Below are 16877 nucleotides of genomic sequence, written 5' to 3' on the forward strand. Positions count from 1 at the left end.
TTCGCCCGGTGAGCCTTCGGCGAAGAAAGTGATCACCTTGGTCAATACCGGGCAAACCGGTCAGAAATTGACGCATATAGTGTGACGGGTGTTTTCGCGAATAAGCTGCAGAACCAAGTTCGCCGCGTGGCGTCAACCGCGAGCGATCCTGTGGGCCGCGGCGGGTGTGGCGACCCTCGGATTGCTCATCGCGCTGGAGATCGCCGCCCGCCGCTACGCCGGCGTGCCGGGGCCGGTGACCACCCAGGTGCAAGAGGTGATCTTCGCCCCCAAGCCGGGGCCGCTCTACGGCGGTCTGGCGCTGATGATGGTGGTGCTCACCTGGCGGCAGCGGTTCGTCGCAGCCGGTGCCGCGATCGGCATCGACGTCGTCTTCGTGCTGGTGCGGTGGGCGATCGACGCCGAGGTGCCCGAAGGTCACTTCTTCGGCAACGGCGCGTTGTGGGCGATGCTGGGCTACGGGATCATCGCGCTCACGCGCCGCACCGGCGGGGAGCGCACGCTGCTGCTGAAGGGCGTCGGACTGGGCCTGCTGCTGGTGGCCGGCCGGAAGACCGGCGACACGTGGCTGCTCATCACGTCGAAGACACGCCCCATGGTGCTCGACCAGTACGTGGCGACCGCCGACCACGCCCTGGGCAACCCCTCCTTCCTGGTGGGCCGGATCCTCAAGGCTTCCGGCCCGATCAGCACCCACGTGGTCGACGTGGTCTACGCGCAGCTCGCGGTCGCCGCGGTCGCCGCGGCGCTGTACCAGCTGCGCCATGTGGCCTCCGAGCGCCGCTTCCCGCGCCATCACCTGGTGCGGACCTTCCTGGTGATCGGCCTCCTCGGCCCGGCCATCTACATGATCTTCCCCGTGGTCGGGCCGGTCTTCGCCTACGGCCCCGGCGCCTCCGGCACCGGCGGCGTGCAGTGGGCGGTGGCCAACCTGTGGCCGGGCACGGCGCCGCCGATCGGCATCCCGCACCCGGTGCTGTACGACGGGCTCACCCCTCGTAACTGCATGCCCAGCCTGCACACGGCGTGGGCCACCGCGATCTTCATCCACACCCGCAAGGGCCCGAGGATCCTGCGCTTCGCGGGCGCCTTCTGGCTGGTTGCCACGCTCACCGCAACCCTGGGCTTCGGCTACCACTACGGCGTCGATCTCGTCGCCGGCGCGGTGTTCGCCCTCACGATCGAGACCGCTCTGCGCGCGTTCGACCGCGGCTGGGACCGGTCGGGGATCCGGCTGGTCGCTTACGGTTCGGCGGTCTTCGCCGCGCTCCTGGCCTCCTACCGCTTTCTGCCGGTGGAGATGGCCGAGCACCGGTGGCTGTCCGGACCGCTTCTCCTTCTCGCGCTCGCCTCCGTGATCTACGGCTACGTACGGACCACCCGACGCTGGGAGCGGAACGTCCCGGAGGCCGCGCCGGCGCGAGAGCAGCCGGAACCGCAACCCGAACTGGTCTGAGCGCGCGGGCCGGCATCCGTCCGGGGCACCCGTCCGGGGCATCCGTCCGGGGTGTCGGTCAGAGGCTCGCGAGGAGATCGTCGAGCGGGGCCGGTACCCGTTCGGGGGCCAGTGCCTCGACGAGGAGGTGGCCGTAGCGGATCTTGCGGCCCTTCTTCGTGCCGAGGAAGCGCCGCAGCTGCTGCTGCCGCGGCCGGCCGTGCTGCGCGGGCTGGCGCAGGAAGGTCTGCCAGGCACGGAGGTCGCCTTCGGCTCCGACGATCTCCTCGACTCTTGCCGTGCCCAGCGCGCGGATGAGCTCCTCCTCCAAGTCCCTCACGCAGACGAAGAAGCCCCGCTGCGGCGCCCGCGCCCGCTGCAGCCCGCGGTCGTAGAAACGCTGCTCGCCCTCGTCGCACAGCCCTGCCAGGCGGAGGCCGAGGCCGGGCGGCCCGAGGAGGCCGGCGTAGCGCCCGACGCTCATCGCCCCGCCCATCGGCACGACGCACACCCCTTCGGCGTCCAGGTCCCGCCCGCGCCGTGCGGCCAGTGTCTCCACGGCCGCGAGGTCGCTCGGCCCTTCCAGCAGCACCGCCGTGCGCACGCCCAGCCGTGCGGCCAATTCACCCGCCGCCCCGCCGGAGCCGCCGTTCGCCCAGCTCCGCACCGCATCCTGGAATGCCCGCATGTCCGCCATGCAGTGAGTCTGCACGTCCGGCGACGGCACGGCACGGAAATATGTCCGAGCGCGGCGTGGGCTTGCTGCCGGATCCGTCCGGGGAGAGGGCCCTGCGGTCCGGGCGCCGTTCGCGAGAGGTGACGGGTTCTCACTGCCCGCATGCGATTCCTGACCAGGCGCCAGGGCCGGTGTCAGTGGGGTGTGCTGGACTAGTCCAGGATGTGCGTACTCGCGTATCTCCTTGAGGGATTTGTTGAAAGGGATTTTTGTGCAGGTTCGCTCCCGCCAGGTCGTGCTCACCGCTCTGGCTGCCTCGTCGCTACTGCTCCTGACCGCTTGCAACGGCGACTCCGGGACCGGGACCGAGAAGAAGGCGAAGGCTTCCGCGGCCCCGTCGGCTCCGGCCCACATCACGGCCGCTCAGGCCGAGCAGGCCCTCGTCGCCCTGGAGGACCTGCCTGCCGGCTGGAAGGTCGAGGCCAATACGACGCTGGACAAGTCGCAGGGCGCCGAGGAGGACGCCATCACCGACACCAAGCCCGAGTGCGCACCGATCGCCAACGTCCTCAACAGCGGAGAGGTGGACCGGGACCACAAGGCCAACAGCGAGCGGGTCTTCACCAAGAAGGGCGATCAGACCATGGTCGCGCAGATCGTCAGCGGCTACCCGCGCCCCCAGGCCGAGAAGACCATGGCCGGGCTGCGGACCGCCGTCGAGACGGCGTGCACGACCTTCACGGGCAAGCAGGGCGGCAAGAAGACCACGGTCACCGTGAAGAAGACCGCCGACCAGCACAAGTACGGCGACGACTCGCTCACCTACACCGTGAAGGTCGTCACGGGCGACATGCAGATGGACTTCGACATGGGCACCGTTCGCAGCCGCGGAGCCGTCACCACCGTCATCAACAACTACCCGGACAAGGGCGACCGCGGCAAGGAAGCCTTCGGCAAGGCACTGGCCAAGGCCTCCGAGAAGCTGACCGCGGTCACGGCGAAGACCAGCTGACCGGAGCCGGTCTTCCCGGTAAGCCCACGGCTTACCGGGTCCCGGGCCGGGGCGGGGGCCTCAGCCCGTGGCCAGGAGCACGGTGCCCACGAGGGCCAGGCCCGCGCCTGCCGCCTGGACCGTCCGCAGGCGTTCGCGGAGGACGCCGCGGGCGGCCAGGGCGGTGACCACGGGGTAGAGCGAGGCGAGGACGGCGGCCACGGTGACGGGGCCGTTGTTGGCGGCGATGGAGTAGGTGCCGTTGGCCGCCACGTCGGCGAGGCCGACGAAGGCGAGGGCGGGCAGCGCCGAGCGGACGGCGCTCCAGCCGCCCTCGGGCAGGGCAGGGTTGCCGCGGCGCACCGAGGCGTAGAGCGTGCCCGCCCCGACCGCGACGTTGCACACGCGCTGGACGAACAGGGCGAGGAACAGGCCGGTCAGGTTGTGCGAGGCCTCGGCGATCAGGGCCATCACCGAGCCGAAGCCGAACGCCGCGATCAGGGTCAGGACGAGGGTCTGGCGCTGTACGGGTGCCCCGCCCAGTCCCGGTCCGCTGGCCAGGACCACGCCCGCCACGGCCACCGCGATGCCCGCGAACTGCAGGATCCCCGGACGCTCGCCCAGGACGAGCCCCACGCCCAGCGGCACCGCGACGCCGCCGAGCGCGCCCAGCGGTGAGACCACGCCCATGGGGCCCAGGGCCAGCGCCTTGTAGAAGGCGAGCATGGCCGCGGGGCCCACGACGCCGGCCGCGGCCGCGTACCAGAGCTGGGGACCGGCCTCCGACCAGCCGCCCGTGGCGACGACGATCGCCCCCAGGGCGCCGACGGCCAGCAGTTGCGACACCAGGACGACGGTCAGGGCGGGGATGCGCCGGGTCAGCAGCCCGCCGCCGAAGTCGGCCAGCCCCCACAGGAAGCTCGTGGTCAGGGCGAAGACCGCCGTCATGGAACACCTCGCAGTACAGTGTGGTGAACAGTGCAGTGCAGCACACCGTAGTTCACTATCTTGGACTTCGGTATTAAATATATGTGACCGCAGGCGGAGAGAGACGGACAGAGATGGCTACGGACCTCGACCGGCTCACCCAGTCGCTCGCCCGCAACCTCAAGCGCTGGCGCGGCGAGCGCCACCTCACCCTCGATGCGCTGGCAGCCCGCTCCGGGGTCAGCCGAGGCATGATCATCCAGATCGAGCAGGCCCGTACGAACCCCAGCGTCGGCACGACCGTCAAGCTCGCCGACGCGCTCGGCGTCAGCATCACCACGCTCCTGGACCAGGAGCAGAGCACCCGCGTCCACCTGGTGCCCAAGGAGCAGACGGTGCGGATGTGGTCGACCGAGGCGGGCAGCCACACCACCCTGCTCGTCGGCGCCCAGGGACGCGGGCCCGTCGAACTGTGGGACTGGCGCATCGCCCCCGGCGACGTCAGCGCCTCCGACCCGCACCCGGCCGGCACGCTCGAACTGCTCACGGTCACCGCGGGCGAGCTCACCCTCGTCGTGGACGACGAAGAGCACGTCGTCCCCGCCGGTGCCTCCGCGACGTTCGAGGCGAGCGTGGCCCACACCTATCGCAACGACGGTGCGGAGGCGGTCGAGATGACCATGGCCGTGGTCGTGCCGCCCGCGCACTGACGTCTACGCGCTGACGGGCGCACGCTCGCACGGCTACAGGCTGATCGCGCGCACGCCTCCGTCAGACCCGCGCACGCCTCCGTCAGACCCGCGCACGTCTCCGTCAGACCCGCGCCGCCCGCGACGACACGTTCAGCGACAGCGCCAGCGAGTGCTCGGCGAAGCCCAGGCTCCGGTAGAGGCGTTCGGCATCCGGTGTCGCGTGCAGGTCGACGCGCGTGACACCCTGCCCGGCGAACCAGTCCAGCAGTGCCTCCGTCGTCGCCCGCGCCATGCCGCGGCCGCGGTAGCGCTCGTCGGTGCACACAGTGAAGACGAAGCCGAACCGGCCCTGCGGGTGCCCGGGCGCCGCCAGCCGCTCCTCCACCCGGCCCACCGCGCACGCGGCCAGGTGCGGCGGCCCGCCCGGCTCCGGATCGCCGTCCACGACGAACGCCCCGAGCAGGCACGGACGCGCCGCGAGCTGCCGGCGCACCTGCTCCTCCGCCACGCGCTCCCACTCGCCCCGGGCGTCCTCGCCGTTCATCGCGGTGAACATCAGCCGGCGGAGGCGGACTATCTCGGCGGCGTCCCCGGGGGCCGCCCAGCGCGTCCCCGTCATGACGTGACGCGGGCGTCCCGCCGCCGCAGCGAGTCCAGCTCGATGGCCGGGCACCGGTCCATCACCATGTCCAGGCCGGCCGCGCGCGTCCGCTCGTAGGCCTCCTCGTCGACGACCCCCAGCTGGAACCAGACCGCCTTCGCGCCGATCGCGACGGCCTCGTCCGCGATGGGGCCCGCGAGGTCGCTGTTGACGAACACGTCCACCACGTCTACCGCGAAGGGGATCTCCGCCAGGGAGGCGTACCCCTGCTCGCCGTGCACCGTCTCGGCCTTGGGGTGCACCGGCACGACGCGCTTGCCGTGGCGCCGCAGCACCTCCGCCACGCCGTAGGCCGCCCGCTGCCGGTTGGACGACAGACCGACCAGCGCCCACGTGTCGCCGGTCCCCTCGATGATCTTCCGGATGATCCCCGGTTCTGCGTACATGCCCGCTCCAACGATCATCCCCCCGCGACCATTCCCGCCCTCCCGGCGCGGCGCAGGGACCCTTCGCGACGAACTAGGGTGACGGGATGACGGAGCAGTACCGGACGGTCGCCCGCGAGGGCGAGCACGAGACCGAGATCAGTAAGTCGCGCTTCATCTGCGCGCTCGCGCCCGCCGCCACCGAAGAGGAGGCGCAGGCGTTCGTCGCGCGCATCCGCAAGGAGCACCCCACCGCCCGCCACCACTGCTTCGCCTACGTGCTCGGCGCCGACGGCTCGGTGCAGAAGGCCAGCGACGACGGCGAGCCGGGCGGCACCGCCGGCGTGCCCATGCTGCAGATGCTGCTCCGCCGCGAGGTGCGCTACGCCGTCGCCGTCGTCACCCGCTACTTCGGCGGCGTCAAGCTCGGTGCGGGCGGGCTGATCCGCGCGTACGGGGGCGTGGTCGGCGAGGCCCTGGACGTGCTCGGGACCGTCACACGGCAGCGCTTCCGGCTGGCGTCCGTGACCGTCGACCACCAGCGCGCCGGCAAGCTGGAGAACGACCTGCGGGCGACGGGCCGCGCCGTGCGCGAGGTGAGCTACGGCGCGGAGGTCCGCATCGAGGTGGGACTGCCCGAGGCGGACGTCGAGGGCTTCCGCGCCTGGCTCGCCGACACCACGGCCGGCGCCGCCCGCCTGGAGCTGGGCGGCGAGGCCTACGGGGACGCCTGATCCCGTCCGTCCCCGCGTCCCGTCACACGTAGTCCTCCAGCCGCGCGAGCGCGTACCCCTGCTCCGTGAGCTTGCGCAGCACCGTCCGCAGCATGTCGCACATGGTGCCGCCCCACGCCCTCGGCCCGTTGAAGTGGGTGAGGATGATGTCGCCGGGGTGGAACTGCTGGTCGTCGTGGCGGAAGTCGATCCGGTCCGCGAAGGCCTCCTCGTTCCACAGGGGCGCGGCCCGCAGCCCGCAGTCCTCGGCGACGGCGAGGGTGTCGGCGTCGAAGTCGCCGAACGGCGGGCGCATGAGCGTCGGTGTGACGCCTATCTCACGTTCCAGGATCTCCTGCTGGCCGCAGATCTCGTTGTACTTCTCGTCCTCGGAGACGTGGTTCAGCTGCGGGTGGCGCAGCGTGTGGTTCTGGATGGAGACGCCGAGCGCGTGCAGGTCGCGGAAGTAGCCGTAGTCCTCGGCGGCGGACTCGTCGGTGAGGAAGGCCGACAGCGGCACCTGCAGCTCCCGCACCATGTCCAGGAACTCCCGGTCCTTGGCCGCGCCGTCGTCGATCGTCAGGAACGCGATCTTCTCGGTGGTCGGCACGGACGCGGGCGCGGGGATCAGCCCCGACCCCTTGTCCGCCCACTCCGGCGTGGACAGCTCCGGCTTGTCCTTCGGCGGGGGCGGTGCGACGAGCGGCGCCTGGTCCAGACCCCAGCGCTGCGCCGCGGCGAGCCGCTCCTCGGGGGACTGCTTCACCTTCGGCACCGGTGGCGGCTGCTCCCGTGCCTGCTGGTGGGCCGCTCCCGGCCGGTGCCCGAGGCCGGCCGCGTCGTGGCCGTCGCCGGTGCCGGGCAGGGAACCGCTCCGGGTCGCGCACGCGGCGCCCACCGCGAGCAGCAGGACGGCGGTCAGGACCAGGTGGAGGGGCCGCAGGGTGCGGCGGCGTCCTATGGAGCTGCGGGCACCGCCGCGCCGCCCGAAGGCGTTTCGTATAAGTCGCATATTTCCGGATCCTTTCAGCGGGTTGCCGTACCCGCCCGCCCGGTTCACCCATCGGGGCCATGCCCCGCCACCCGCCCGCGGATGGAACACTTGGGGCCCGTGAGGATCCTGCATACGTCCGACTGGCACCTGGGCCGCTCGTTTCACCGGGTGAACCTGCTCGACGCCCAGCGCGACTTCGTCGGCCACCTCGTCCGCACCGTCCGGGACGAGGAGGTCGACGTGGTGCTCGTCGCGGGCGACGTCTACGACCGGGCGGTCCCGCCGCTCGGCGCCGTCGCCCTGTTCGACGAGGCACTGCACCGCCTCGCTGACCTCGGCGTGCCCACGGTCATGATCTCCGGCAACCACGACTCGTCCCGCCGCCTGGGCGTGGGCGCGGGCCTCCTCGACCGGGCCGGCATCCACCTGCGCACCGACCCGGCCGGCTGCGCCACCCCCGTCGTCCTCACCGACGCCCACGGCGACGTCGCCTTCTACGGCCTGCCCTACCTCGAGCCCGCCCTCGTCCGCGAGCAGCTGGGCGCGGAGGGCGCCGGGCACACGGCCGTGCTGGAGGCCGCCATGGCCCGCGTCCGCGCCGACCTCGCCGCGCGGCCCGCCGGCACCCGCTCCGTCGTCCTCGCGCACGCCTTCGTCACCGGCGGCACCACCAGCGACAGCGAGCGCGACATCACCGTCGGCGGCGTCGCCCAGGTCCCCGCCGCCGTCTTCGACGGCGTCGACTACGCGGCCCTCGGCCACCTGCACGGCTGCCAGACCATCACCGAGCGCGTCCGCTACTCCGGCTCCCCGCTCGCCTATTCCTTCTCCGAGGCCGGCCACCGCAAGTCCATGTGGCTGATCGACCTGGACGCCGGCGGCGCCGTGAGCGCGAAGCGCCTGGACTGCCCGGTGCCGCGCCCCCTCGCCCGCATCCGCGGCCGCCTCGACGACCTGCTGCAGGACCCGCAGCTCGCCCGCCACGAGGACGCCTGGGTCGAGGCCACCCTCACCGACCCCCACCGCCCGGACGAGCCCATGGCCCGCCTCGCCGCCCGCTTCCCCCACGTGCTCAGCCTCGTCCTCGACCCCGAGCGGCAGCCCGAGGACCCCCTCGCCTCGTACGCGCGACGGCTGCGCGACCGCAGCGACCACCAGATCGCCGAGGACTTCGTGGCCCACGTGCGCGACGGCCTCGGGCCCGACGACGCCGAACGGAAGATCCTCACCGACGCCCTCGACCACGTACGGCTGGCCGCGGCCGGCGAGGAAGCGAGCGCCCGATGAGGCTGCACCGGCTGACCGTCACCGCCTTCGGCCCCTTCGGCGGCACCCAGCACATCGACTTCGACGCGCTCTCCGCCGACGGGCTCTTCCTGTTCCACGGCCCCACCGGCGCGGGCAAGACCTCCGTCCTGGACGCCGTCTGCTACGCCCTCTACAACGAGGTCCCCGGCACCCGCCAGGGCAGCGGCGCCCCCGTGCTGCGCAGCGACCACGCCGCCGACGGCACCCTCACCCAGGTGGTCCTCGACCTCACCGTCGGCGGGCGGCGCCTGGAGATCACCCGCCGCCCCGAACAGCTGCGCCGCAAGAAGAAGGGCACGGGCTTCACCAAGGAACGCGCCGCCAGCGAGCTGCGAGAGCACCGCAACGGGGCGTGGGAGGGGCTCAGCCGCTCCCACCAGGAGATCGGCGAGGAGATCAAGCAGCTGCTCGGCATGAGCCGCGAGCAGTTCTGCCAGGTCGTCCTGCTGCCGCAGGGCGAGTTCGCCCGCTTCCTCGGCGCCAAGGACACCGCCCGCGGCGAACTCCTCGGCAAGCTCTTCGACACCGGCCGCTTCGGCGCCGTCGAGAAGCGCCTCGCGGAGCTGCGCCGCACCGCCGAGGCCGGCGTACGGGCCGGTGACGACGGGCTGCTCGCCCTCGCCCACCGGATGCGCCAGGCCGCGGACGACCCGTCGCTGCCCGAGGTGGGCACCCCGTCGCCCGCCACGGCCACCGCAGCCGGCGGCCGCGCCCGCGACGGCGTCCCGGCCCCCCGCAGCGGGGCCCGATCGGGCCGCCCGGCCGCCGCCGGGCAGACCGTCCCCGCCCAGCGCACCGCCACGCCCGCGGCCCCGCTGACCCCCGGCGACCCCGGCCTCGCCGAAGCCGTCCTGGAGTGGGCCGCCCTCGCCCGCAGCAGCGCCCGGGAACGCCGGGACATCGCCGTCGTCGCCGCGCGTACCGCCGAGGACGCCCACCGAGCCGCCCAGGAACACGCCGACGCCGTACGCGAACTCGCCCGTCTGCAGCACCGGCACGCCGAAGCCCGCCGGCGCGCCGCCGCCCTCGCCGCGCAGTCCGCCGCGCACGAGGCCGCCCGCGAGCGGATGCGGCAGGCCCGCGCCGCCGACGCCGTCGTCCCCCTGCTGGAACTGCGGGCGGAAGCCGAGCGGGCCCACCGCGCCGCCGTCGCCGGCGAGCAGCGCGTCCGCGCGGCGCTCCCCGAGGGGCAGCAGGAGGCGGGGGCCGGGCAGCTCGCCGCCCACGAGCGGAGCCTGCGCGAAGAACTCGGCTCGCTGTCCGCCGCCCGCCGCGCGGAAGAGCGCGCCGCCGCCCTCGCGCTCCAGCTGCGCGAACTGGAGCGCGAGGCCCGTGCCGACGACGACGAGCTCGCCGAGGCCACCGGCTGGCTCGACGGCTGGGACGCTCTGCGCGCCGCCTGCGAAGCACGTGTCGAGACCGCACGCACCGAAGCCACCCGGGCCGTCCGGCTGGAGGCCGAGACCGGCCCCGTCCGCACGCGCCTGGCAGCCGCCCGCGAACGCGACCGCCTCACCGGCGCCGCCGCCGCGGCCGGACAGCGGCTGACGGACGCCCGGGAGAAGGCCGGGACGGCCCGCACCCTCTGGCTCGACCTCAAGGAACGCCGCCTGGAGGGCATCGCCGCCGAGCTCGCGGGCGCGCTCGCACCCGGCGTCGCCTGCAAGGTGTGCGGAGCCACCGAACACCCCGACCCGGCACGGGCCGCGGCCGGACGCGTCGACCGCGCCGACGAGGAAGCCGCGCTGACCGCATTCCAGCGCGCCGACGGCCACCGCGAGGAGGCCGCCCGCGAGCTCCAGGGAATCCAGGACGCCCTCGCCCGCGCCGAGGCCGACGCCGGCGGAGCCACGGCGGCCGAACTCGAAGCGCTCGCCGCCGACCTCGGCCGCTCCCTGGCCGAGGCACGCGCGGCCGGCGCCGGCCTGCACGCGGCCCAGGAGGCGCTCCGGCAGGCCGAACGCGAGCACGACCTGCGCCGCGAGGCCCGGCAGTCCGCCCTGACGCGGATCACCGCGCGCACGACGCGCCGCGAACAGCTCGACCAGGACCTGGCCGCACTGGAGGAGGAACTGGCCCGGGCCCGCGGCGGCGAGGAGTCCGTCGCCCGCCGCGCCGCCCACCTGGAACGCCGACTCGACGTCCTGGCCCGCGCCGTCGAGGCCGTCCGCGCCGCGGCGGACGCGGCCGACAGGCTGAAGGAGGCCGACGACCGGCTCGCCGACGCCGCGTTCCGTGCCGGCTTCGGCAACCCCGCGCTCGCCGAGGAGGCCGTGCTCGGCCCGGCGGCCCGGCAGGAGCTGCAGGAGCGCCTCGACGCCCGGGCCCGCGAGGAGGCAGCCGTCGCCGCCGGACTCGCCGACCCGCGGACCGCCGAGGCGGCCGCCCGCCCCGCCGCCGACCCGCAGGCCGCCGCGGCCTCGCTCGCCGCCGCCACCGCCCGGCTCCGCGACGCCTCGTCCGCCGAGGCCGCCGCCCGCACCCGCTGCCGCGAACTCGACCGGCTCTCCGCCGCGGCCGTCGCCGACGCCCGCAGGCTCGCCCCGCTGCGCGCGGACTACCACCGGGTGGCGGACCTCGCCGCGCTCGCCGCGGGCACCTCCACCCGCAACGAACGCAGGATGCGCCTGGAGTCGTACGTCCTGGCCGCCCGCCTCGAACAGGTCGCGGCCGCCGCGACCACCCGGCTGCGGCGCATGTCCGCCGGCCGCTACACCCTCGTCCACTCCGACGCCCGCTCCGGCGGCAACGCCCGCTCCGGCCTCGGCCTGCACGTGATCGACCACTGGACCGGCAGGGAACGCGACACCGCGACCCTCTCCGGCGGCGAGACCTTCTTCGTCTCGCTCGCCCTCGCACTCGGCCTCGCCGACGTCGTCACGGAGGAGGCGGGCGGCGTCCGCCTGGACACCCTCTTCATCGACGAGGGCTTCGGCAGCCTCGACGAGCAGACCCTCGACGAGGTCCTCGACGTCCTGGACTCGCTGCGCGAGCGGGACCGCGCGGTCGGCATCGTCAGCCACGTCGCCGACCTGCGCCGCCGCGTGCCCACCCAACTGCGGGTGGTCAAGGGCCGGTCGGGCTCGGCCGTCCGGCACGAGCTCGCGGGCGGCGGACACGACTGAACGCCCCGCGACGCCTGCGGTCTCCGGCCCCCGGGTTTCAGCGACCGATCGCGCGCCGCGGCAGCGGGGAGGAGTAGACGACGCTGGTGGTCACCGATCCCAGCGCGCCGATCCGGCCCGCCACCTCCTCCAGGTGCCGCATCGACCGCGCCGCTACCTTGATCACGAAGCAGTCGTCGCCGGTGACGTGGTGGGCCTCCAGGATCTCCGGCGTGCTCTCCAGCAGGTCGTGGAACGGTTTGTAGTTCCCGTTGGGGTAGCGCAGGCGGACGAAGGCGAGGACGGGCATGCCCAGCTTCTCGGGGTCGACGACGGCCGTGTAGCCGCTGATGACACCCGCCTCCTCCAGCCGCCGCACCCGCTCGGTGACGGCGCTGGAGGACATGTTCACGATCCGCGCCAGCTCGGCGTAGCCGGCGCGTCCGTTGTGCTGCAGGGCGTCGAGGATGCGCCAGTCGGTGGCGTCAGGGGAATAGCCGGTCATGGGCGATGTTTAGCAGTGAAATCCCTGGTAACTCAAGAGTTTTGCCGAGGAATGACGGTTCTCCTCTGTGATCTTGCGCCATAGATTCATGGTCATGAACACCAGCGCTCCCACCGCCGCCTCCGTCACCGCAGCCACCCCCAGCCGCGTCATGGCCGTGCCGCCCGCGCCCTCCGCCGACGCCGCCGCATACTTCGCCGCCCGGCTCGCCTTCCACACCGACGTCGCCGACGTGCACGCCGCCCTCGCCGACGGCACCGCCGACTTCGCCGTCGTGGACTCCCGCTCCACCGCCTCCTGGGACCAGGGCCACGTCCCCGGAGCGGTGCACCTGCCCACGGCGCAGATCCCGCAGCTGGCCCGGCAGTTCCTCGACCCCGCCGTCCCCGTCGTCGTCTACTGCTGGGGCCCCGGCTGCGACGGCGCCACCCGCGCCGCCCTGGCCCTCGCCCGGCTCGGCTACCGTGTCAAGGAGATGCTCGGCGGCATCGAGTACTGGATCCGCGAGGGCTACGCCGTGGAGACCGACGAGGGCACCCGGCAGCTCTCCCCGGACCCGCTCACCGCCCCGGTGGCCGCGGACGACTGCGGCTGCTGACCCGCCGGGCGGACACCCGCGGGAAGTCCGCCCGGGCCGCTGCCGCCCGCGGTACTTCGCCGGTACCGTGGGGACATGCCGGCACTCAACATCGAATTCACGGAAGAGGAACTCGCGGCCATCCGCGAGGCCGCTGCCGCGGACGGCAAGAGCATCAAGGCCTACGTGCACGACCTGTCCGTGCGCGAGCAGCAGCGCCGCCGCTTCGTGGAACGCGCCGCCAAGTTCTGGAACGAGCACATGGCGGAGTTCGACGCCGCCTTCCCCGAGGAGGCTCCGCCGTCCACGGGTGGTGCGGCTGCCTGATGTCGCTGCTCATCGATCTGCCCTGGCTCCTCGGCGTACAGGAGCAGAAGCTGTACGAAGAGCCCGCCGTCCACGACTACACCGCCCTCGCCGCCGCCGTCTCGCGGCACGCCTTCGACGTGGCGAAGTTCGACCACGAGCCCGACGCCGCCTGGCGCGCGGCCGCCCTGATGCACACCCTCGTCCGCCTGCAGCCGCTGCCGGTCCGCAGCAGCCTCTACGCGTGCATGGTCGTCGTGGCCTACATGGCCGCCGCCGGCGAGGGCATCGACCCGCCGTACGGGTCGATAGTCGATCTCGCACGTGACATCAAGGAATACCGCGTCGACGTCTACGAGTGCGCCGACCGGATCCGCACCTGGCGCATCTGACGGAACCACAGGCAAGGGGCGGGCCCGCGGGCCCGCCCCCTCGCCGTCACAGCACGGACAGCTCGGCCACCAGGTCGTCCAGGCCCAGCGAGCCCTGCGACAGCGCCGCCATGTGCCAGGCCTTGGCGTCGAACGCGTCGCCGCGCGCGGCGCGAGCCGCGTCACGGCCGGCCAGCCAGGCCCGCTCGCCCAGCTTGTAGCCGATCGCCTGGCCGGCCATGCCGAGGTAGCGCACGACCTCGCTCTTCACGTACTCCTCCGGCCGCCCGCTGTGCAGGTTGCAGAACTCCTCCGCCAGCTCCGGCGTCCAGCGCTCACCGGGGTGGAAGGGGGAGTCCGACGGGATCTCCAGCTCCAGGTGCATGCCGATGTCCACGATCACCCGGATGGCGCGCCACATCTGCGCGTCGAGGTAGCCCAGGCGGCGCTCGGCGTCCGTGAGGAAGCCCAGCTCGTCCATGAGCCGCTCCGCGTACAGCGCCCAGCCCTCGCAGTTGGCGCTCACGCCGCCGAGGGTGACCTGGTAGCGCGAGAGCTGCTCCGCCACGTGCATCCACTGCGCGAGCTGCAGGTGGTGGCCCGGTACGCCCTCGTGGTACCACGTGGACACCAGGTCGTAGACGGGGAAGCGGGTCAGGCCCATGGTCGGCAGCCAGGTGCGGCCGGGCCGGGAGAAGTCCTCGGACGGCTCGGTGTAGTACGGGGCCGCCGCGCCACCGGGCGGCGCGATGCGGGACTCGACCTTCTTGACCCGCTCGGCCAGCTCGAAGTGCGTGCCGTCCAGCGCCTCGACGGCCTCGTCCATCAGCTGCTGCAGCCAGACGCGCACCTCCTCGACGCCCTCGATGTGCGTGCCGTGCTCGTCGAGGTGGGCCAGCGCCTCCCACGGCGTCTTCGCGCCGGGCAGCACCTTCTCCGCCTCGGCGCGCATCTCGCCGAGGAGGTGGTGGAACTCCGACCAGCCGTACGCGTAGGCCTCGTTGAGGTCGAGGTCCGTGCCGTTCCAGTAGCGCGACCAGAGGGCGTAGCGCTCGCGGCCGACGACCTCCGGCGCCCCTTCGACGCCCGGCGCGTAGACGTCGCGCAGCCAGTCGCGCAGGACGACGAGGGCGCCGGTCGCCGCGGCCGCCGCCGCGTCCAGCTCGGCGCGCAGCTCCTGCGGACCGGGCGCGGTGAACTCGCCGAACCAGCCGTTGCCGGTGCCGATCCACTCGTCCAGCTGCGTCAGGTTGGTGGCGACCTGGCGCGGGCCGGCGGGCAGCTTGCGCTCCAGGCCCTCGGTGAGGGACATCCGGTAGCCCTCCAGGGCCGCGGGCACGGCCCGCAGGCGCTCGGCGATCGCCGCCCAGTCCTCGGCGGTGTCCGTCGGCATCATGGCGAAGACCTCGCGCACCGAGTGCAGCGGCGAGTGGATGTTGCTGACGGCGCGCAGGTGCTCGTCGGCCTCGTGGACCGCGAGCTGGGCGGTCAGGCGCTCGCGCAGCAGACGGGCGCAGCGCCGCTCGATGCCGGAGTCGGCTCCGGGCTGCCGCTCGGCCTCGGCGAGCCGGTCGAGCGTGGTGCGCGCCAGGTCGGCCAGGGCCTGCTGGCCGGCGGGGGAGAAGTCCGGCAGCCGCGTCGCGGACTCGGCAACTCCGAGGTACGTGCCGGTGATGGGGTCGAGTTCGGTGTACGCGTCGACGTAGGCGTCGGCGACCTGGCGGGGGAGCGGGGTGCTGGTCTCGTTCGGCATGCGGCCATCCTCGTACGACGGGGCCTGCGGCGTCACCGGCATATATGTCACGCCGGACCGCGCTCCGGGTGGAATGTCACGGTGTGGGCGGGAGTGCCGGGACGGGGGACGGCGAGAGCCGGACGGTGATGACGAGCGTGCCCTCCTCCACCTGGTAGTCCAGCGGCAGGCCCAGCGCCCGCATCGCCGCGACCATGCCCGTGTTGGAGGACCGCGTGACGGCGTAGACGCTGCCGCAGCCGGCCTCCACGGCCAGCTCGACCAGGCGGCCGAGGAGTTCGCCGCCGACGCCGCGGCGCTGCCACTCGTCCTCGACGAGCAGGGCGACCTCGGTCTCGTCGCCGTCCCACAGCAGGTGGCCCAGGCCGACGAGGCGGCCCGTCGCGGTGTACGCGGCGAGGGTGCGGCCGAAGCGCGGGCTCAGCAGGTGGCGCAGGTAGCGGTCGGCGTCGCCGACGGGCCCGTGGTAGCGCTGGGAGAGCGTCGCGGGGGAGCAGCGCTCGTGCATCGCGCGCGCCGCGGGGAGGTCGCCGGCGTCGGCGCGGCGGACGGTGATCGCGTTGCCCTCGGGCAGGGTCAGCACGTCGGCGCGCGGCGGTACGCGCGGGCCGAGGCGGGCGTCGAGTTCGACCAGGGCACGGGCGCGGGCGAACTCGGTGGGCGTGAACGGCAGGTAGGGGCGCTCGATGGTGATGGAGCCGCCCGCGGGGTCGCGCAGGCGTATCACCGTCCCCTCCCACAGCCCCTCCGCCGGAACGGGCTCGGCCGCCCCACCGCCGCGCGGCGAGCGGGCGGGGACGGAGTGGATGGTGCAACGGCCGAACAGCCGGCGCAGGGCGAGGGGGAGTTCGGCGGCGTCGAGCGCCGTGCGGGTGGCCAGGTTGAGGACGCGGGTGGGGGCGTCCACGAGGTCGTGGGCGTCGGCCCGCTCCAGCCAGGTGTCGCTGCCCCCGCCGGTGGCCGCGGCGTCCGCGAGGCCGGTGGCGGCCAGGGCGCCGGGGGCCCGCAGCAGGAGCTCGTCGACGACGCCGTCGGCCAGGGGGTGCGTCTGCAGGGAGAGGATGTCGACGCCGTGGCGGGCGAGGGCCGAGCACAGCGCGGCCAGGCTGCCGGGCTCGTCGCGCACGGTCGTGCGCATCCGCCACAGGGTGGTGTCGCCGGCCCCGTCGGCGCCGGTGGCCGGCGCCTCCTTCGCGTCCTTCGCGGGGTCCGCCGGCAGATCGCCGGAGGGCGCGCCGGCCGGGGCCGGGGGAGCGGGGTGGTGCCGCCGCCACCAGGTGTGGAAGGCCGTCGTGGCCAGCAGGGCGGCGGCCGAGGAGACGAGCAGCATGGGCCCGTCGGGGCCGTGTGCGACGGTGTCGGCCAGGGTGTCGGCGGCCGCGACAGCGGTGAACAGGGCGGCCAGCTCGACCAGGTCCCGCCGCCAGTGAGGGGCACGGTCGGGCTTCGCGGTGGTCTCGTCCGTCATGGACACCACCCTGACGGAGCGGTGTTGCGTG

Annotated in this window: 17 protein-coding genes; 9 read left to right on the top strand and 8 right to left on the bottom strand. The window is 73.7% G+C overall.

Going from position 1 to position 16877, the window contains the following annotated elements:
• Positions 1–145: 145 nt before the first annotated feature.
• Positions 146–1456: a phosphatase PAP2 family protein gene (locus ACSNOG_RS01180; protein WP_436750640.1), complete on the top strand. Its 1311-nt coding sequence runs from the start codon at positions 146–148 to the stop codon at positions 1454–1456.
• A gap of 58 nt (positions 1457–1514) precedes the next feature.
• On the opposite strand, the gene ACSNOG_RS01185 is transcribed toward ACSNOG_RS01180, so the two are convergent.
• Positions 1515–2132, bottom strand: a complete 618-nt coding sequence (locus ACSNOG_RS01185; protein WP_436750587.1) for a TOPRIM nucleotidyl transferase/hydrolase domain-containing protein — start codon at positions 2130–2132, stop codon at positions 1515–1517.
• 250 nt (positions 2133–2382) lie between these two features.
• On the opposite strand from ACSNOG_RS01185, the gene ACSNOG_RS01190 reads away from it, so the two are divergent.
• Positions 2383–3123: a hypothetical protein gene (locus ACSNOG_RS01190; RefSeq protein WP_436750588.1), complete on the top strand. Its 741-nt coding sequence runs from the start codon at positions 2383–2385 to the stop codon at positions 3121–3123.
• A gap of 60 nt (positions 3124–3183) precedes the next feature.
• On the opposite strand, the gene ACSNOG_RS01195 is transcribed toward ACSNOG_RS01190, so the two are convergent.
• A complete protein-coding gene (locus ACSNOG_RS01195) occupies positions 3184–4050 on the bottom strand; it encodes an EamA family transporter (protein WP_436750589.1) in 867 nt (288 codons plus the stop codon).
• Between the two features lie 113 nt (positions 4051–4163).
• Here ACSNOG_RS01195 and ACSNOG_RS01200 point away from each other — a divergent pair, with 113 nt between their 5' ends.
• On the top strand, positions 4164–4739 hold the full coding sequence (locus ACSNOG_RS01200; RefSeq protein ID WP_436750590.1) for a helix-turn-helix domain-containing protein: 576 nt from the start codon (positions 4164–4166) through the stop codon (positions 4737–4739).
• Between the two features lie 103 nt (positions 4740–4842).
• Here the strand turns inward: ACSNOG_RS01200 and ACSNOG_RS01205 are convergent, their stop codons facing one another.
• Both ACSNOG_RS01205 and ACSNOG_RS01210 read right to left on the bottom strand, forming a co-directional pair.
• Complete coding sequence (locus tag ACSNOG_RS01205; RefSeq protein ID WP_436750591.1) at positions 4843–5340, bottom strand: GNAT family N-acetyltransferase; 498 nt, start codon at positions 5338–5340, stop codon at positions 4843–4845.
• The gene (locus ACSNOG_RS01210; RefSeq protein ID WP_436750592.1) at positions 5337–5768 is read right to left on the bottom strand and encodes a CoA-binding protein; all 432 of its coding nucleotides are present in this window, start codon (positions 5766–5768) and stop codon (positions 5337–5339) included. Before ACSNOG_RS01210 ends, ACSNOG_RS01205 begins: the two co-directional genes overlap by 4 nt.
• A gap of 86 nt (positions 5769–5854) precedes the next feature.
• Here ACSNOG_RS01210 and ACSNOG_RS01215 point away from each other — a divergent pair, with 86 nt between their 5' ends.
• Positions 5855–6481 (top strand): YigZ family protein, encoded by a 627-nt coding sequence (locus tag ACSNOG_RS01215; protein WP_436750593.1) that lies wholly within the window; start codon positions 5855–5857, stop codon positions 6479–6481.
• 22 nt (positions 6482–6503) lie between these two features.
• Here the strand turns inward: ACSNOG_RS01215 and ACSNOG_RS01220 are convergent, their stop codons facing one another.
• The gene (locus tag ACSNOG_RS01220) at positions 6504–7472 is read right to left on the bottom strand and encodes a polysaccharide deacetylase family protein (protein WP_436750594.1); all 969 of its coding nucleotides are present in this window, start codon (positions 7470–7472) and stop codon (positions 6504–6506) included.
• A gap of 99 nt (positions 7473–7571) precedes the next feature.
• Between ACSNOG_RS01220 and ACSNOG_RS01225 the strand changes: the two genes are divergently transcribed.
• Both ACSNOG_RS01225 and ACSNOG_RS01230 read left to right on the top strand, forming a co-directional pair.
• Positions 7572–8741 (top strand): exonuclease SbcCD subunit D, encoded by a 1170-nt coding sequence (locus tag ACSNOG_RS01225; protein WP_436750595.1) that lies wholly within the window; start codon positions 7572–7574, stop codon positions 8739–8741.
• Positions 8738–11887, top strand: coding sequence for an AAA family ATPase (locus ACSNOG_RS01230; RefSeq protein ID WP_436750596.1), 3150 nt, complete (start codon positions 8738–8740; stop codon positions 11885–11887). The genes ACSNOG_RS01225 and ACSNOG_RS01230 overlap by 4 nt, the downstream gene beginning before the upstream one ends.
• A gap of 37 nt (positions 11888–11924) precedes the next feature.
• On the opposite strand, the gene ACSNOG_RS01235 is transcribed toward ACSNOG_RS01230, so the two are convergent.
• Complete coding sequence (locus ACSNOG_RS01235; RefSeq protein WP_436750597.1) at positions 11925–12371, bottom strand: Lrp/AsnC family transcriptional regulator; 447 nt, start codon at positions 12369–12371, stop codon at positions 11925–11927.
• An 88-nt stretch (positions 12372–12459) separates the two neighbouring features.
• On the opposite strand from ACSNOG_RS01235, the gene ACSNOG_RS01240 reads away from it, so the two are divergent.
• From ACSNOG_RS01240 to ACSNOG_RS01250, 3 genes are all read left to right on the top strand, one after another.
• Entirely contained in the window at positions 12460–12969 is a 510-nt protein-coding gene (locus ACSNOG_RS01240; protein WP_436750598.1) for a rhodanese-like domain-containing protein, read from the top strand.
• A gap of 75 nt (positions 12970–13044) precedes the next feature.
• A complete protein-coding gene (locus tag ACSNOG_RS01245) occupies positions 13045–13275 on the top strand; it encodes a hypothetical protein (protein ID WP_030364380.1) in 231 nt (76 codons plus the stop codon).
• Complete coding sequence (locus tag ACSNOG_RS01250; protein ID WP_058041443.1) at positions 13275–13646, top strand: hypothetical protein; 372 nt, start codon at positions 13275–13277, stop codon at positions 13644–13646. Before ACSNOG_RS01245 ends, ACSNOG_RS01250 begins: the two co-directional genes overlap by 1 nt.
• A 46-nt stretch (positions 13647–13692) precedes the next feature.
• Here ACSNOG_RS01250 and ACSNOG_RS01255 read toward each other — a convergent pair whose 3' ends face one another.
• Both ACSNOG_RS01255 and ACSNOG_RS01260 read right to left on the bottom strand, forming a co-directional pair.
• Complete coding sequence (locus ACSNOG_RS01255) at positions 13693–15378, bottom strand: DUF885 domain-containing protein (protein WP_436750599.1); 1686 nt, start codon at positions 15376–15378, stop codon at positions 13693–13695.
• Positions 15379–15454: 76 nt separating this feature from the next.
• The gene (locus tag ACSNOG_RS01260; RefSeq protein WP_436750600.1) at positions 15455–16846 is read right to left on the bottom strand and encodes a GNAT family N-acetyltransferase; all 1392 of its coding nucleotides are present in this window, start codon (positions 16844–16846) and stop codon (positions 15455–15457) included.
• Positions 16847–16877: the final 31 nt, after the last annotated feature.

Origin of the sequence: Streptomyces sp. URMC 124, from assembly GCF_051386455.1 — a bacterium.
In the GTDB taxonomy this organism is placed as follows: domain Bacteria; phylum Actinomycetota; class Actinomycetes; order Streptomycetales; family Streptomycetaceae; genus Streptomyces.

Coding starts and splice junctions, on each gene's coding strand:
- ACSNOG_RS01255 (WP_436750599.1), bottom strand. CDS start 15,378: ATGCCGAACGAGACCAGCACCCCGCTCCCCCGCCAGGTCGCCGACGCC.
- ACSNOG_RS01235 (WP_436750597.1), bottom strand. CDS start 12,371: ATGACCGGCTATTCCCCTGACGCCACCGACTGGCGCATCCTCGACGCC.
- ACSNOG_RS01220 (WP_436750594.1), bottom strand. CDS start 7,472: ATGCGACTTATACGAAACGCCTTCGGGCGGCGCGGCGGTGCCCGCAGC.
- ACSNOG_RS01215 (WP_436750593.1), top strand. CDS start 5,855: ATGACGGAGCAGTACCGGACGGTCGCCCGCGAGGGCGAGCACGAGACC.
- ACSNOG_RS01195 (WP_436750589.1), bottom strand. CDS start 4,050: ATGACGGCGGTCTTCGCCCTGACCACGAGCTTCCTGTGGGGGCTGGCC.
- ACSNOG_RS01185 (WP_436750587.1), bottom strand. CDS start 2,132: ATGGCGGACATGCGGGCATTCCAGGATGCGGTGCGGAGCTGGGCGAAC.
- ACSNOG_RS01260 (WP_436750600.1), bottom strand. CDS start 16,846: ATGACGGACGAGACCACCGCGAAGCCCGACCGTGCCCCTCACTGGCGG.
- ACSNOG_RS01205 (WP_436750591.1), bottom strand. CDS start 5,340: ATGACGGGGACGCGCTGGGCGGCCCCCGGGGACGCCGCCGAGATAGTC.
- ACSNOG_RS01200 (WP_436750590.1), top strand. CDS start 4,164: ATGGCTACGGACCTCGACCGGCTCACCCAGTCGCTCGCCCGCAACCTC.
- ACSNOG_RS01230 (WP_436750596.1), top strand. CDS start 8,738: ATGAGGCTGCACCGGCTGACCGTCACCGCCTTCGGCCCCTTCGGCGGC.
- ACSNOG_RS01240 (WP_436750598.1), top strand. CDS start 12,460: ATGGTCATGAACACCAGCGCTCCCACCGCCGCCTCCGTCACCGCAGCC.
- ACSNOG_RS01245 (WP_030364380.1), top strand. CDS start 13,045: ATGCCGGCACTCAACATCGAATTCACGGAAGAGGAACTCGCGGCCATC.
- ACSNOG_RS01250 (WP_058041443.1), top strand. CDS start 13,275: ATGTCGCTGCTCATCGATCTGCCCTGGCTCCTCGGCGTACAGGAGCAG.
- ACSNOG_RS01210 (WP_436750592.1), bottom strand. CDS start 5,768: ATGTACGCAGAACCGGGGATCATCCGGAAGATCATCGAGGGGACCGGC.